Source organism: Pseudoxanthomonas sp. 134C1, from assembly GCF_057773065.1.
The window spans coordinates 461,416-477,126 of sequence record NZ_JBYMTH010000002.1; the positions used below are offsets into that span (position 1 = coordinate 461,416).

The following is a 15,711-nucleotide window of genomic DNA, read 5'->3' on the forward strand; positions in this document are numbered from 1 at the left end:
ACCATGGATTCCTCCGACCGCCCGCCCCACGCGGGCATTCGTGCCCTCCTGGATGATTTCGCGCTGGGCGATCCCGGCCAGGTCCTGCGCCTGGGCGATCTGCTCTCCGGCTTCGGCCAGAGCGCATTCGGGCTGCTGCTGTTCATCTCGGTGCTGCCGGCCTTCATTCCCATTCCCGGCGTCGGTGGCGCCATCGGCGGACCGCTGGTGATCCTGGTCGGCGCGCAACTGCTGCTCGGCCTGTCCCGGCTGTGGCTGCCCGGCTTCATCGCCCGGCGCGGCCCTCACCGCAGTGCATTGATCACCTTCCGCACCCTGCTCTCGCCCTGGCTGGCGCGGCTGGAAAAACTGATCCGACCACGCCTGCACGCCGTGCTGGATCACAAGCTGGCGCTTTCCTTCACCGGTCTGCTGCTGGTGCTGCTCGGGTTGCTGCTGGCCCTGCCGATTCCGTTCACCAACTACGTGTTCGGCGTGTTGCTGCTGCTGTTCGCGCTGGCCCTGCTGGAACGCGACGGCGCGCTGATGCTGGTGGCCTGGGCGGCGGGCGGGGCCGCGGTGATCGTGTTCGGTTTCCTGTCGGGCCACCTGGTCGCCGCCACCACGGAATTCGTCGGTCGCTGGTTCTCCTGACCTGCAAGCGCCCGTTGCAGGGGCGACACAAGTCGCGACCGTGCATTTGCATCTGCCCGTATGAAACGGTGGTCAGCCTTTCATGTGGCCGCGTCGAATTGACGGTCGCGACTCACGTCACTCCTGCACGAGACGGGGCTCAGGCGATCAGCTGGGCGAACTCGGCGGCGGTGACCGGATACCCCAGCCAGTAGCCCTGGGCCAGATCGCAGCCCCGCTCGCGCAGGATGTTGAACTGGCCTTCCTTCTCCACGCCCTCGGCGACCACGGTGATGCCCAGCGAGTGGGCCATGGCGATGATCGCGCTGGTCAGCGCGAGATCGTCCGGATCCCGCAGCATGTCCGCGATGAAGCTGCGGTCGATCTTCACGCCATCGACCGGCACCCGGCGCAGATGGCTCAATCCGGAGAAACCGGTGCCGAAGTCGTCCAGCCAGACCTTCACGCCGGTGCGATGCAGGGTCGCCAGCAGCGCACTGGCATGCGCCTCGTCGGCGATGACGGCGGTCTCGGTGAGTTCCAGGTGCAGGCGCGAAGACGCCAGCCCGGTCTCGCGCAGGCACTCGGCCACCACTTCGGGCAGATCGCCGCTGCGCAGCTGCCGCGGCGACACGTTGACCGACACGAACAGCTGATCCATCGGATCCCGATCCGCGCTCCAGCGCGCGGCCGCGGTGCAGGCCGCGCGCAGCACGCGCGGGCCGATGCTCTCGATCAGGCCGCTCTGCTCGGCCACGTCGATGAACACCGAAGGCGCCACCATGCCCAGTTCCGGATGCTGCCAGCGCAGCAGCGCCTCGGCGCCGACGATGCGGCTGTCGGACAGCCGGAACACCGGCTGGTACAGCAGGCTCAGTTCGCCGCGCTCCCAGGCGCCGCGCAGTTCCTGTTCCATCCGCACCCGCCGCTCCACCGCCTGGTCCATCGCCCGGCTGTAGAAGCGGTAGCAGTTCTTGCCGGCCACCTTGGCCTGGTACATGGCGATGTCACCGTTCTTCATCAGCGCGGTGGCGCCGGAGGCATCCTCCGGGAACAGGGTGATGCCGATCGACGTGCCGAGGAATACCTGCCGATCCTGGATGACCAGCGGCCGGCCCAGTTCGGTGACCAGTTGTTCCGCCAACCGGGTGGCGACCGCCCGCACGTCGCCGTCCTGGATCAGGATGACGAATTCGTCGCCGCCGAAACGCGCGAGCAGCGCATCGTCGCCGCCCAGCTGTTCCACCGCTTCGCGGATGCGGTTGGCGAACTGCTGCAACACCTCATCGCCGGCCTCATGGCCCAGGGTGTCGTTGACCCGCTTGAAATCGTCGATGTCGGCGAACAGCAGCGCCAATTGGCGACCAGCGCCGCGCAGCATCATCAGCCGGTGGTCCAGACTCTCGCGGAAGGCCAGCCGGTTGGTCAGGCCGGTCAGCGAGTCGGTGTAGGCCATGCGCCGCACGTCGCGATCGTGGCGGGCGATACTGTCGCTCATGCTGCTGAAGGCGCGCACCAGTTCGCCGACCTCGTCGTTGCGATGGCTGACCGGGCGCTCGCTGTTGTAGTTGCCGACCTCGATGGCGTGCGCCGCCTCGGCCAGCTGCCGGATCGGGCGGACCAGGGTGCGCTGGGCGTACACCATGATGGCCACGCACGCCGCGACCAGCGCCGCCAGCAGCGTCCACACCCAGATCAGGTGGCGCTGGCCGAGGGCTTCCAGGCGCCCCTTGGCCGCCGCCACCGCGCGGTCCTCGTGGCCACGCACCGAATCCAGCGAATAGCCCACCCGCACGCCGCCGATGCGCTGGTTGCCTATCATGATCGGCTCGGAAATGTCGACGATCTGCGGCGACCACTGGGTATGCAGTTCCGGCGTGCTGATCGCCTCGTAGGCCAGCGGATCGCTCATCTGCTGGCCGTAGACCGCGATCTCCTCGGAGCCGTCATGGATGATCCGGCCCTGCGGGTCGTAAACCAGCACGTAACTGACATCCGGTTCCTTCTGCGCGGAACGGACCAGCGTGCCGATGGTGTCCATGTCGAAGTAGTACAGCGGGTTGGCGAGCGCGTCGGCGAGCTGATCGACGGTCGCGCCGCCATGCCGGCGCAGGCTGTCCTCGGCCATGCCGTGCATGGCTTCGCGGGCCACCCCGGCCACTTCCTGCTGCATCGCCTTCTGCCGGTGCAGCAGGGTCGCCAGCAATCCGATCACCACCGCCAGCATGATCGCCATGGCGGTGAGGAAACGGGCTTCCAGGCCGAAACGGATCTTCTTCATTCGACCTGCTCGCGTACGCGGCCCACGCCCTGCCGCAGGTGCTCCAGCGCGCGCCGCGATTCGGGATCGACCGGCAGGAAGGCGGTGGTGCGGAAGAACAGCCGCATCGCCTCGCGTGCCTGCGGATCATTGGCGGCCTGCAACAGCACCTCGCGGAGTCGCGCTTCCACCTCCGGCGCGAGATCGCCGCGCACCATTTCCAGCGCGCGCGGGTACTCCGGAGTCTCGTGGATGATCCGGAAATCGTTGCGGAAAGAAGGCGGAATGCGTCGCGCGTCGTTCCAGTCCAGGCTGCTCACCACGCCGGCATCGACCAGGCGCTTGTGGACCCAGGCGGAGATGTTCAGCTCGGTGCGCGCGAACACGTAGCCGACCGAATCCGGCGCCGGGCGATCCATCGGCGACAGCAGAATCTCCAGCCGCTGGCCGGCATCGAGCAGTTCCACCGCCGGTGCGAAATAGGCGCTGGTGGAGGCGGTGTTCTGGAACGCCACCGCGCGTCCCTTCAGGTCCTGCAGCTTTTCCAGCCCGCTGTCGCGGCGGACGAAGAACACGCCGTGATAGCGCCCGACGCCACCGCGCTCGGTCAGCAGCAGCGGTCGCGCGCCGGCGCGGTCCTGCAGGCGCATCGCGGTACCGGCGGTTTCCGTCACCCAGTCCACCCGGCCCCGGCGCAGATAGCTGATCATCTGCTGGGTGTCGCGCGCCATCAGGATCCGGCCCTCGGTGATGCCGACGTCGCGCATGCGCGGGATCACGTAGTCCAGCAGCGGTTTGAGCTGTTCGTAATGGGCCTTGGGATCGTCGCTGATGCGGCCCAGGACCAGTACGTGATCATCGCCACCGGCGGCGTTGGCCTGCGCGACGGCGCCCGGCGAAAGGAACGCCCCGAGCAGCGTCAGGACGAATGCGAACCGGGACGTAGGCAACGAGGAAGGTCCTTCGAAAAGGTGGTGGGAGCCTAGCCGAAAATGTGACTTTGGGACAGTAGATTACGTGCGCCCGTCCGCCAACCGCGCCATCCGCTGGGCATCGGCCAGGATGCCGCGCAGCAGCCTCACCTCCTGCTCGCTGGGGTGCGCGCGCAGGAACAGGCGACGCAGTTTGCGCATCGCCGAATCGGGTGTGCGCCCCTTGTGGAAATCGATTTCGTCCAGGGTTTGCCCCAACTGGGCGAAGAAGCCTTCCAGTTGCGCGTGACTGGCCGGCGCTTCGTCCGGATGGCGGTTTTCCGCCGCCGCGGGCGGGGCGTGCTCGCGCAGGGCCAGGCGCAACTCGTAGGCCAGCACCTGGACCGCGGCTGCCAGGTTCAGCGAGCTGTATTCCGGGTTGGCCGGGATGTGCACGGCCGCGTGGCAGAGCTGTAGTTCCTCGTTGGTCAGGCCGGTCCGCTCGCGGCCGAACACCAGGGCGACTTCGCCCTCGGCCGCCATCTCCACGGCCTGGGTGGCGGCCTGGCGCGGTTCGAATTCCTCCAGTTGGACCCGACGGCTGCGGGCGGTGCAGCCCAGCACGTAGCGGCAATCGGCCACGGCCTCGGCCAGCGTCGCCATCACCCCGGCCTCGGCCAGCAGGTCGTCGGCCCCGGCGGCGCGCCGGAGGGCCTCGTCGGAGGGGAACTGTTCGGGCGCCACCAGGACCAACCGGGCCAGACCCATGGTCTTCAGGGCGCGCGCGGCGGCGCCGATGTTGCCGGGATGCTGGGTGCCGACCAGCACGATGCGCAGCCGGGCGGCCGCGGGGAGCGGAAATGCGGGAGTGTTCATGGGCACAGATGTTAAACTGTGCGCGCCGGCCTCTGCGCCGAGCCGCTCTTTTCCACCGTCCATACCGCCCCCTGCCTGTTCCGAGGTCCGAAGCCATGCAGAAACCCGCCGTCACCGTCATGGTCAAAGCCGCCCGCCTGGCAGGCAACGTGCTCTTGCGCAACATCAACAAGCTGGATGCGCTGAACGTGGTGCAGAAGGACCGGATGGACTACGCCAGCGAAGTAGACGCGGACGCCGAGAAGGTCATCGTCAAGGAGCTCCGGCGCGCCTATCCCGACTACGCCGTGGTCGGCGAGGAAGGCGGCATCCAGGGCCAGAGCCGCTATACCTGGGTCATCGACCCGCTGGACGGCACCAGCAACTACCTGCGCGGCTTCCCGCACTACTGCGTGTCGATCGCGCTGGTCGAGAACGGCGAGCCGACCGACGCGGTGATCTTCGACCCGCTCCGCAACGACCTGTTCACCGCCAGCCGCGGCGCCGGCGCCCAGCTCAACGAACGCAAGATCCGGGTCGCCGAGCGCAAGGACCTGACCGGTACCGTCATCTGCACCGGCTTTCCCCCGCGCGAGCGCGCCCGTGCCGGCGCCCAGCTGGAATGCGTGCGTGAACTGCTGGTCCAGGCCGAGGACGTGCGCCGCACCGGTTCGGCCGCGCTGGACCTGGCCTACGTGGCCTGCGGCCGGCTGGATGCCTACTTCGAAGCGGGCGTGAAGGACTGGGACATCGCCGCCGGCGTGCTGCTGGTACGCGAGGCCGGTGGCCGCATCTGCGATTTCCGTGGCGCCGCCACCCCGCGCATGGATGGCCGCGGACCGGCCTCCCGCCAGATCGTCGCCGGCAACATCAAGGTCGCCGAAGCCCTGCAGAAGGCCATCGTCACCTCCGGCTACGCCGCCAGCTTCGACCCGCCGAAGGGCTGAGCCGCTCAATGGAGCGGAGCAAACTCCGCTCCACGAAACAAAGTAGGCCGCGCATTGCGCGGCCTTCTTCTTTGTTCCGGGAAGGGTGGCTTTCTCGAATCCCGGCTTTCAACGGCCGCACGGCCGTTCATCCCCCATCCCGAATCCCTGCCTCAAGGCCTCCGCGCCAGCGCCGCCTCGTCCTTGGCCTTCGGCATCAGGTCCTGCTTGGTGACCTTCATGAAGCCCATGGTCAGCAGCGGGCAGGCGATGAAGATCGAGGAGATGGTGCCGATCACGATGCCGATCATCTGCGAGATCGCCATGCCTTCCAGCGAACCGCCACCGTAGATGTACAGCGCCAGCACGGTGAGGAACGCCACGAACGAGGTGATGATGGTGCGCGACAGGGTCTGGTTGACCGAGCGGTTCAGGACCTCCACCGGGTCCACCCGCAGCGAGCGGAAGTTCTCGCGCACACGGTCGAACACCACGATGGTGTCGTTGATCGAGAAGCCCATCACCGACAACAGGCCGGCCAGCACGGTCAGATCGAACTCGCGCCCCGTCAATGCGAAGAAACCGGCGCAGATCAGCACGTCGTGCAGGGTCGTGAAGATCGCCGCCAGCGCGAACTTCCATTCGAACCGGAACGCGATGTAGATCAGGAAGCCCACCACCACGAAGATCAGCGCGTAGAGGCCGTTCATGGCCAGTTCCTTGCCGACCTGCGGGCTGACGATTTCACTGCGCAGCTTCGATGCCGGGTTGTCGGCCGAGGACGCCAGCTTCACCACCTCGGTGGCGGTGCGGTTGGCGGCTTCCGAATCCGTCTGGCCCTCGCGCGGCTGCAGGCGAACCAGCAGATCGCGGCCAGTGCCGAAGGTCTGGACCTGCGCGCCCTGGTAGCCCGAAGCTTCCAGGCGTTCGCGCACGGCATCCACGTCCGGCGGATTGTCGAAGCGCAGCTCCACCATGATGCCGCCGGTGAAATCGAGCGCGTAGTTGAACCCCTTGAACGCCATGGCGCCGATGGCGACCACCGCGAGGATCAGGGCCACCGCCAGCGACACCCAGCGCAGGCGCATGAAGTCGATGTTGGTGTCGTTGGGAACGAGATGCAGCGGGAAGAGTTTCATGGTTCGGTTGCTCTCGTCAGATGGCCAGCGACTTCAGCTTGCGGCGACGGCCATAGATCAGCGTGGCCAGCGCGCGCGAAACGGTGACGGCGGTGAACACGGACGTCAGGATGCCGACGATCATGGTGATGGCGAAGCCCTTGAGCGGGCCGGTGCCGAAGGCGAACAGCGCCACGCCGGCCAGCAGCGCGGTCATGTTCGAATCGAAGATGGTGCCGGAGGCCTTGTCGTAGCCCGTGGCGATGGACGTCAGCGGCGGCACGCCGGCTCTCAACTCCTCGCGTATGCGTTCGTTGATCAGCACGTTGGCGTCCACCGACATGCCGATCGACAGCGCCAGGCCGGCGAAGCCCGGCAGGGTCATGGTGGCGCCGAACAGCGACATCACCGCCACCACCATCACCAGGTTCAGCAGCAGCGCGATGCAGGTGAGCAGGCCGAACATCCGGTAGTAGACCAGGAAGAAGGCCAGCGCGAACAGGAACGAGAACATCACCGCCTTGGTGCCGCGGGCCACGTTCTCCGCGCCCAGACTGGGGCCGACCACGCGTTCGTTGATGAAGTCCATCGGCGCGGCCAGCGAACCGGCGCGCAGCAGCTTGGCCAGGCCATCGGCTTCGGTCTTTTCCAGACCGGTGGTGATGAAGTTCTTGCCGAACACGCCGTTGATGTTCGCCACCGAGATCACTTCCTCCTTGATCCGGGTGCTGCGCACTTCCTCGCCGTTGACGATGTCCACCTGCGGGATGCGCTCGATGTAGACCACCGCCATCGGCTTGTTCACGTTGGCGCCGGTGAAGTCGAGCATGCGCTGGCCACCGATGTTGTTCAGCGTCACGTTGACCGCCGGCAGGCCGTTCTGGTCGGTCGAGGACTGGGCGCCGACCATCTGGTCACCTGAAACGATCACGCGCTTGTTCAACAGGATCGGGACGGGTTTACCGTCCGGGCCGGTTTCGCGACGGTAGTACACGCGCGCTTCCGGCGGCACGTTGCCGCTGGCGACCGCGTCATAGGCATTGCCATCGACCACCGCGCGGTATTCCAGGGTGGCGGTCGCGCCGATCATGCGCTTGGCCTCGGCGGTGTCCTGTACGCCCGGCAACTGCACGACCACGCGATCGTTGCCCTGGCGCTGGATGATCGGCTCGGCGACGCCCAGTTCGTTGACGCGGTTGCGCAGCGTGGTGATGTTCTGCTCGATGGCGCTGCCGGCGATCTGGTTCAGTTCGCTTTCCGGCAGGCCGATGGTGATGCGTTCGCCTTCCACCTCATAGGTCAGGGCGCCGCCACCGACCAGCGGCGCGCCGCCGGCATTGGACGAGGCGACCAACGTCTTGGCCAGCAGGTCGCGCGCCTTGTTGGCGTCCCCGCCCGGCGCCAGGGTGATGGCGATGCTGTTGTCCGGACGGCGTTCGACCGACTGGTACTTGATGCGGTTGTCGCGCAAGGTCAGGCGGGCGTCCTCGACATAGGCGTCGACGCGCTTGTCCAGCGCGGCCTTCTGATCGACCTGCAGCTCGAAATGCACGCCGCCCTGCAGATCCAGGCCCTGCACCATCGGACGGGCACCGAACCGGCTGAGCCAGTCCGGAACCGTCGAGGCCAGGTTCAGCGCCACCACGTAGTTCTCGCCCAGCGCGCCGCGCAGGACGTCGTTGGCCTTGGTCTGCGCGTCCAGGCCCGGCAGGCGGACCATCAGGCTCTTGCCGTCCTGGTCGTCCAGCGCCTTGGTGGCGACACCGGCCTCCTTGAGGCTGGTCTCGACCTTCTGTCGCAATGCCGCGTCGATCGCGTAACCGCGATTCGGCGTGATCTGTACCGAGGGATCCTGCGGATAGATGTTGGGCAGCGCGTAGAACACGCTCAGCGCAACGACCAGCAGGATGACGACGTATTTCCAGCGAGGGAATTCAAGCATTGCGGCAACCCGCGCACGCCCTGTCCGGGCGCACGCTCAACGGTGGTTGGAAAGGGATATCAGGCGGACTTCAGGGTGCCCTTGGGCAGGACGTTGCCCACGGCGGCCTTCTGCACGCGCACCCGCACGTTGTCGGCCACTTCGATGGTGACGAAGTTGTCGCCGATGTCGGTGACGGTGCCGGCGATGCCGCCGTTGGTGATGACCTCGTCGCCGCGCGAGAGCTTGTCCAGCATGGCGCGATGTTCCTTCGCGCGCTTCATCTGCGGGCGGATCATCAGGAAGTACATGATGGCGATCAGGATGATCGGCATCAGCAGGCCGAAACCACCCAGGCCACCCTGGGGAGCGCCGGCAGCCTGGGCGTGGGCCGGGGCGATCAGAAAGTCGAGCAGATTCATGGAGTTATCCGTTCATGTGCGAAAGCAGCCGGGAATTATGCCACGCGGTGGGCATCCCCGTCCCGGCGCGGTGCCGGCCCCGACGGACGCCGGGACGGTGTGAAGACCGTGCCGGCCAGGAAAGGTTCCGCAACGCCGCCGCCCCCCGTGGAGCGGAACTTGCCCCGCTGCCTCTCGCCGCGTCCCGAACATCCCGGACATTCCGGACATCCCGCTCAGCCGAGCGAGCCCGGTTCCACATGATCTCGGCTATCGGGGTGCGTCCGCCCCGCGCGCGGCGTAGAAAGCCTGCCGGAATTCGTCGAAACCGCCCCGCTCGATCGCCGCGCGGATGTCCGCCATCAGCTTTTCGTAGTACCAGAGGTTGTGCAGGGTGCCGAGCATCGGCGCCAGCATCTCGTTGCACCGGTCCAGGTGGCGCAGGTACGACCGGGTGAACCCGTTGCGGCAGGCGTAGCAGCCGCAGCCGGGCTCGATCGGCTGCATGTCCTTCTCGTACTTGGCGTTGCGGATGCGCACGGTGCCGAACGAGGTGAAGTAGTGGCCGTTGCGGGCGTTGCGGGTCGGCATCACGCAGTCGAACATGTCCACGCCACGCGCCACGCCCTCCACCAGATCCTCCGGCCGGCCCACGCCCATCAGATAGCGCGGGCGGTCCTGCGGAAGAATCGGATGCATGTGATCCAGGATGCGGTTGCGCTCCTCTTCCGGCTCGCCCACCGCCAGGCCGCCGATGGCATAGCCGTCGAAACCAATCGCCTGCAGGCCGGCGGCCGAACGCTCGCGCAGCGGCTCGTGCACGCCGCCCTGGACGATACCGAACAGCGCCGCGTCGTTGCCCTCGTGCGCGCGCCTGCTGCGTTCGGCCCAGCGCAGGCTCAGCTCCATCGACCTGCGCGCCACGTCCTCGGTGGCCGGGTACGGCGTGCACTCGTCGAAGATCATCACGATGTCCGAGTCCAGCACCTTCTGGATGCGCATGCTTTCCTCGGGGCCGAGGAATACCTTGCTGCCGTCCACGGGCGAGGCGAAGGTCACGCCCTGCTCGGTGATCTTGCGGCGGTGCGCCAGCGAGAACACCTGGAACCCGCCCGAGTCGGTGAGGATCGGTCGCTCCCAGCGGGCGAAGCCGTGCAGGCCGCCGTGCTGGGCGATGACCTCCAGGCCCGGGCGCAGGTACAGGTGGAAGGTGTTGCCCAGGATGATCTCCGCGCCCAGCGCCTCGATCTGGTCGGGCAGGATGCCCTTCACCGAACCGTAGGTGCCCACCGGCATGAACGCCGGCGTTTCCACCGTGCCGCGCGGAAAGGTCAACCGGCCGCGGCGGGCGTTGCCGTCGGTGGTCTGGAGCTGGAACTGGAGTCGGGACATGGGATGGCGGGAACTGTGAAGAGGGAGAGCCGGATTGCAGATCTTGATGTGGAGCGACGTCAGTCGCGAGGATGACGTTTCCGATGCGCTGGAACCATCGCGACTGACGTCGCTCCCACAACAACAACGACCGCTTCAGGACGGAAACAGCAGCATCGCGTCGCCGTAGGAGAAGAAGCGATAGCGTTCGCGCACCGCGTGTTCGTAGGCGGCGAACACGCGTTCCTTGCCCGCGAATGCCGACACCAGCATCAGCAGCGTGCTTTCCGGAAGATGGAAATTGGTGATCATCGCATCCACGCTGCGGATGCGATAACCGGGAAAGATGAAGATGCGGGTTTCGCCCGCGAACGGCTGCAGTTCGCCGTCGCGCATCGCCGATTCCAGCGCGCGCACCACGGTGGTGCCCACCGCGATCACGCGGCCGCCGCTGGCGCGGGTGGCGTGGATGCGTTCGATCAGCGCCGCGCCGACGTTCAGCCATTCGCTGTGCATCTGGTGTTGGCGGACGTCGTCCACCCGCACCGGCTGGAAGGTGCCGGCGCCCACGTGCAGGGTGACATGGCCGAACTCGACGCCGCGTTCTCGCAGTGTCGCCAGCAGCGGTTCGTCGAAATGCAGGCCGGCGGTGGGCGCGGCGACCGCGCCCGGCGCGCGCGCGAACACGGTCTGGTAGCGCTCGTCGTCGTCCGCACCCGCCTCGCGCTGGATGTACGGCGGCAACGGCAGTCGGCCGGCTTGCAGCAGCCAGCTTTCCAGGGCCGTGGGCACATGGAAGCGCAGGCGGTAGAACTCGCCGTCACGGCCCAGTACCTCGGCCTCGCCACCGGCATCCAGGGCAATCCGGCTGCCCGGCTTGGGCGACTTGCTCGCCCCCACCTGCGCACGCGCTTCGTTTTCCGGCAACAGGCGCTCGATCAGGATTTCCACGCGCCCGCCGGTTTCCTTCTGGCCGAACAACCGGGCCGGAATCACCCGGGTGTCGTTGAACACCAGCAGATCCCCCGGCGCCAGCCATTCCGGCAGATCGCGCACCTGGCGATCGGCGAAGGCGCCATCGCCCGGCGGCACCACCAGCAGGCGGCTGGCCGAACGCTCCGGCAGCGGCGCCTGGGCGATCAGGGCTTCGGGCAGGTCGAAATGGAAATCGGATTTCTTCACGTGGGGAGCGGTTCCGGCAAGCCGCCCATTGTAAGGGAGCGCGCCCGGGTGGACGTTTGCCCCCGGGTGCCGGCGTTCAGCGCTCGAACTTGGTCGACAGTACGATGGACGAGGTGGTGCGCTCGACGCCATCGATGGCGCCGATGCGATCGGTCAGCAGATCCATGCCGTCCACCGACGGCACCACGCCCACCGCGATCAGGTCGTAGGCGCCGCTGACCGACTGCAGCAGGCGCACTTCCGGCATCGCGCGCAGCGAGGCGACCACCGAGGTCATTTGCTTGGGATGCACGGTGATCATGATGTGCGCGCGGATGTGCCCGCGCTCGTAGTCGTCGTGGACCCGCACGGTGTAGCCGCTGATCACGCCTTCGCGTTCCAGCCGCTCGATCCGGCTCTGCACGGTCGTTCGCGACAGGTTGAGCCGGCGCGCGATCTGGGCGGTCGAGGCCCGGGCGTTGTCGCGCAACAGGCTGAGCAGCAACTGGTCGGTCGCGGAGATCTTCATTTCAGGGCACTCGCCTCGTCGATTCGACGAAATCTACAGAAAATTCGTGCAAATCATAACTGTCAAACGACGAATTTATCCACATAATAGAGGTTTGCCGTCCTCTCGGAGAACACCATGGCCCTCCTCGACCTGCTCGCCCCCCTCCGCGCCCATGCGGGCAAGCGCCTGACCACCGGATTGGACGACGCCACCCTCGAGCGTTTCGCCGCCGGCCATCCGGCCCTGATCGCTGCCATCGAGGCCGCCGCGGCCGAACACGCCCGCCTGAAGGACGAATTCGCCGACCTGCTGGATCTGGACGAAGAAGCGCAGCTGCGCGCCGTCCAGGCCGGCTACGTCAATTTCTACCCGGACGATGCGGTCAATCCCTACGTCGCGCTGGCCGCGCGTGGTCCATGGGTGGTCACGCTCAACGGCGCCGTGCTGTACGACGCCGGCGGCTACGGCATGCTCGGCTTCGGCCACACCCCCGAGCCGATCCTGGCGGCGATGGCGCGCCCGCAGGTGATGGCCAACATCATGACCCCCAGCCTCTCGCAGCTGCGCTTCGACCGCGCCCTGCGCAAGGAAATCGGCCAGACCCGCGGCGGTTGTCCGTATGCGAAGTTCCTGTGCCTGAACTCGGGCTCCGAGTCGGTCGGCCTGGCCGCCCGCATCGCCGACATCAACACCAAGCTGCAGACCGACCCCGGTGCCCGCCACGAGGGCCGCGCGGTCAAGCGCGTGGTCGTGAAGGGCAGCTTCCACGGCCGCACCGAACGTCCGGCGCTGTACTCGGACTCCTCGCGCAAGACCTATCAGCAGCACCTGGCCAGCTACCGTGGCGAGGATTCGCTGATCGCCATCGAGCCCTACGACGTCGAGGCGCTCAAGCGCGCGTTCGCCGACGCCGAGACCAAGGGTTGGTTCATCGAGGCGGTGTTCCTGGAACCGGTGATGGGCGAAGGCGATCCGGGCCGCTCGGTGCCGCCGGCGTTCTACGCCGCCGCGCGCGAACTTACCCGCCATCACGGCAGCCTGTTCCTGGTCGATTCGATCCAGGCCGGCCTGCGCGCTCACGGCGTGCTGTCGATCGTCGATTACCCCGGCTTCGAAGGCCTGGACGCGCCGGACATGGAAACCTATTCCAAGGCGCTCAACGCCGCGCAGTACCCGCTGTCGGTGCTGGCGGTCAATGAACGCGCCGCCGGCCTGTACCGCAAGGGCGTGTACGGCAACACCATGACCACCAATCCGCGCGCGCTGGACGTGGCCTGCGCCACCCTGGAGCAACTCACCCCGCAGGTCCGCGAGAACATCCGTGCCCGCGGCGTCGACGCGGTGGCGAGCCTCGAGAAGCTGAAGACCGAACTGGGCGGCCTGATCACCAAGGTGCAGGGCACCGGCCTGCTGTTCTCCTGCGAACTGGCCCCGCAGTTCAAGTGCTACGGCACCGATTCCACCGAGGAATGGCTGCGCCAGCACGGCATCAACGTCATCCACGGCGGCGCCAACTCGCTGCGCTTCACCCCGCATTTCGCGATGGGCGCGGACGAACTGGAACTGCTGGTCCACCTGGTCGGGCGCGCGCTGCAGGAAGGCCCGCGCAACGCGCAGGCCGCCGCCGCCTGATTCACGCCTCGCTCGTTTTTCCTCGTGGGCGGACACCCTTGGCGGTGTCCGCCTTTTTTGCATGCGGGGCAATCCGCGGCGTGTAGAGCGGAGCTTGCTCCGCTTGCCGGAACCTCCCCCCTCCCCGCGCGCTACGGAGCGTGCTTCGCCTCGTCGAATCGCGCCATCGCCGCCTGGATCAACGCCTTGGCCTCGGTCGCGTCGCCATAGCCATTCAGCCGCACAGGATTGCGCCCCCTGGGCAGGTCCTTGTAGACGCGGAAGAACGCCTCGATGCGATCGCGTTCGATGGCCGGCAGGTCGGACAGATCGCGAATCCCGGCATACGTGGGATCCACCTTGTCCGGGGGCACGCCGATGACCTTCTCGTCCGCGTCGCCGTCATCGACCATCCGCAGTACGCCGATCGGCCGGAACCGGATCAGCACGCCGGGATGCAGCGGCTCGCGGGTCAATACCAGCGCATCCAGGGGATCCCCATCCCCGGCCAGCGTGCGCGGCATCGAACCGTAGTTGGCCGGATAGGCGACCGGCATCGACTGGAAACGATCGACGAACAGCAGTCCCTCTTCGTTGATCTCGTACTTGGTGAAGCTGCCGGCCGGAATCTCCACCGCCAGCACGGCCTCCTCCGGCGCTTTCGGCGATTGCGCGGCCAGGAACGGATGGATCACCGTGTCACCGGCATGGACCAGCGAAGCGACCATCATCCCCGCAAGCAGGATCAGGGCGCGGCTCATTGCGCGGGCTTGCAGGCAGGCAGCTTCAGCGCATGGGCAATCGCCTGCCAGTCGAACGCGGCCACGGCCTTGTCGTCGTCCACCGCGTAGAACACGCCTTCCGGGAAACGCTTGTCGACGGTCTGATCGAGCCAAACGCCATCGGTGTTGGCGGTGCGCTGGCCGGTGAACGCGCCCAGATGCTTCAGGCTGAGACGATCGAACACGTGGAACACGCTGCGATCCTTGAACTGATCGGTGGCGATCCAGTAACCGGCCCCGCCCGCGCATTGCGCCAGCGCCATGCCCTCGGCCTGGGCCTTGAACAGATCCGCGCCGATGTCACGACCGCGATAGCGGCCATCCAGTCCGTATTCGCGCAGGCGGGTGCCGGTGGCGACATCTTCTTCCGCCAGCAGCAGGCGGTCGTTGGCGACATCGCCGAACACCGACTCGGCGATGCGGATGGCGCCGGACTCGGATGTGTCGCCGAAGGTACCCGTCAACGTCGCCGCCCAGCCTTGCGGGACGCGCCGCAGCTGATAGCGCTTGAACCGGCGATCCAGTTCCGCCAGCGGCGGCGGCAGATCCTCGTTCCGCGGCGACATGTAGTTGTCGCTGACGATGACTTCGTAGCTGTCCTTCTGCGGGCGCACCCACAGGCCGTAGGGCTGTTTCAGATCCTCGACGCCGAAATTCAGCAGCGGCTGGAACCCCGGCAACTGGAACATCTGCACGCGGTGATTGTCGCGCTCGACCACCAGCACCAGATCGTCGATCACGGCGATGCCGTTCGGACGCTGGAGCTGCCCCGCGCCGGTGCCCGGTCCCCCGACCGTGCGCAGGCGTTCGCCGCTGACACCGTCATAGACGATCAGTTGATCGGTCGCCTTGGCGGTGGCGATCAACCAGCGCTTGCCATCCGGTGTGCGCCAGCTGGCCGGCGAATCGACGTTGTCGGCCGGCGTGTCGGCGGTCAGGAAGGCTTCGGCGACGACCACGTGCGGAACCTTCGCCTCGCTCAGCAACGGATCCTTCTCCACGTTCTCGTCCGGCTCCCGATCCGCGGGCGTCCGGTCCGCCGGCGCGACGCCGGCGCAACCGACCATGGACAGGACCACCAGCAGGCTGGCGAGTGTGTTCAAGCGATGCGACATGCGATTTCCCCCGGAGCGATTGACGGTCAACAAACCGCAATGTTCTACCTGCGGATTATGACGCTTTGGTTGCGTCGCCATCACGTTCGCCATCCTGCCATCCAGCGGTCACATTCCCGCCATCTAAGCCCCGTAGAAATCGCCGTTTATCTTCAC

At 67.0% G+C, this 15,711-nt stretch carries 14 protein-coding genes; 3 read left to right on the forward strand and 11 right to left on the reverse strand.

The window, feature by feature from the left end:
• Window positions 1-3 precede the first annotated feature (3 nt).
• Complete coding sequence (locus AC3DEZ_RS05965) at window positions 4-633, forward strand: exopolysaccharide biosynthesis protein (protein WP_488387402.1); 630 nt, start codon at window positions 4-6, stop codon at window positions 631-633.
• 139 nt (window positions 634-772) lie between these two features.
• Here the strand turns inward: AC3DEZ_RS05965 and AC3DEZ_RS05970 are convergent, their stop codons facing one another.
• From AC3DEZ_RS05970 to AC3DEZ_RS05980, 3 genes are all read right to left on the reverse strand, one after another.
• Entirely contained in the window at window positions 773-2,893 is a 2,121-nt protein-coding gene (locus AC3DEZ_RS05970) for a putative bifunctional diguanylate cyclase/phosphodiesterase (RefSeq protein WP_488387403.1), read from the reverse strand.
• Window positions 2,890-3,822, reverse strand: coding sequence for a phosphate/phosphite/phosphonate ABC transporter substrate-binding protein (locus AC3DEZ_RS05975; RefSeq protein ID WP_488387404.1), 933 nt, complete (start codon window positions 3,820-3,822; stop codon window positions 2,890-2,892). The genes AC3DEZ_RS05970 and AC3DEZ_RS05975 overlap by 4 nt, the downstream gene beginning before the upstream one ends.
• 63 nt (window positions 3,823-3,885) lie before the next feature.
• Window positions 3,886-4,659, reverse strand: a complete 774-nt coding sequence (locus tag AC3DEZ_RS05980; protein ID WP_488387405.1) for an RNA methyltransferase — start codon at window positions 4,657-4,659, stop codon at window positions 3,886-3,888.
• A 95-nt stretch (window positions 4,660-4,754) separates the two neighbouring features.
• On the opposite strand from AC3DEZ_RS05980, the gene AC3DEZ_RS05985 reads away from it, so the two are divergent.
• Window positions 4,755-5,585: an inositol monophosphatase family protein gene (locus AC3DEZ_RS05985; RefSeq protein ID WP_488387406.1), complete on the forward strand. Its 831-nt coding sequence runs from the start codon at window positions 4,755-4,757 to the stop codon at window positions 5,583-5,585.
• 152 nt (window positions 5,586-5,737) lie between these two features.
• Here the strand turns inward: AC3DEZ_RS05985 and secF are convergent, their stop codons facing one another.
• From secF to AC3DEZ_RS06015, 6 genes are all read right to left on the reverse strand, one after another.
• Window positions 5,738-6,703: a protein translocase subunit SecF gene (gene secF, locus AC3DEZ_RS05990; protein WP_447105108.1), complete on the reverse strand. Its 966-nt coding sequence runs from the start codon at window positions 6,701-6,703 to the stop codon at window positions 5,738-5,740.
• 16 nt (window positions 6,704-6,719) lie between these two features.
• Window positions 6,720-8,624, reverse strand: coding sequence for a protein translocase subunit SecD (gene secD, locus AC3DEZ_RS05995; RefSeq protein WP_488387407.1), 1,905 nt, complete (start codon window positions 8,622-8,624; stop codon window positions 6,720-6,722).
• A 59-nt stretch (window positions 8,625-8,683) separates the two neighbouring features.
• Window positions 8,684-9,025 carry a preprotein translocase subunit YajC gene (gene yajC / locus AC3DEZ_RS06000; protein WP_447105106.1) on the reverse strand — a complete coding sequence of 114 codons (342 nt, stop codon included), beginning with the start codon at window positions 9,023-9,025 and terminating at the stop codon, window positions 8,684-8,686.
• A gap of 249 nt (window positions 9,026-9,274) precedes the next feature.
• Window positions 9,275-10,396 (reverse strand): tRNA guanosine(34) transglycosylase Tgt, encoded by a 1,122-nt coding sequence (gene tgt / locus AC3DEZ_RS06005; protein ID WP_488387408.1) that lies wholly within the window; start codon window positions 10,394-10,396, stop codon window positions 9,275-9,277.
• Between the two features lie 135 nt (window positions 10,397-10,531).
• Window positions 10,532-11,557: a tRNA preQ1(34) S-adenosylmethionine ribosyltransferase-isomerase QueA gene (queA, locus tag AC3DEZ_RS06010; RefSeq protein WP_447105104.1), complete on the reverse strand. Its 1,026-nt coding sequence runs from the start codon at window positions 11,555-11,557 to the stop codon at window positions 10,532-10,534.
• Window positions 11,558-11,633: 76 nt separating this feature from the next.
• Window positions 11,634-12,065: an Lrp/AsnC family transcriptional regulator gene (locus AC3DEZ_RS06015; RefSeq protein WP_141453627.1), complete on the reverse strand. Its 432-nt coding sequence runs from the start codon at window positions 12,063-12,065 to the stop codon at window positions 11,634-11,636.
• A 117-nt stretch (window positions 12,066-12,182) separates the two neighbouring features.
• Here AC3DEZ_RS06015 and AC3DEZ_RS06020 point away from each other — a divergent pair, with 117 nt between their 5' ends.
• Window positions 12,183-13,679: an aminotransferase class III-fold pyridoxal phosphate-dependent enzyme gene (locus AC3DEZ_RS06020; RefSeq protein WP_488387409.1), complete on the forward strand. Its 1,497-nt coding sequence runs from the start codon at window positions 12,183-12,185 to the stop codon at window positions 13,677-13,679.
• Between the two features lie 131 nt (window positions 13,680-13,810).
• On the opposite strand, the gene AC3DEZ_RS06025 is transcribed toward AC3DEZ_RS06020, so the two are convergent.
• On the reverse strand, window positions 13,811-14,419 hold the full coding sequence (locus tag AC3DEZ_RS06025; protein WP_488387410.1) for an inorganic diphosphatase: 609 nt from the start codon (window positions 14,417-14,419) through the stop codon (window positions 13,811-13,813).
• Complete coding sequence (locus tag AC3DEZ_RS06030) at window positions 14,416-15,555, reverse strand: phytase (RefSeq protein WP_488387411.1); 1,140 nt, start codon at window positions 15,553-15,555, stop codon at window positions 14,416-14,418. The genes AC3DEZ_RS06025 and AC3DEZ_RS06030 overlap by 4 nt, the downstream gene beginning before the upstream one ends.
• Window positions 15,556-15,711 lie beyond the last annotated feature (156 nt).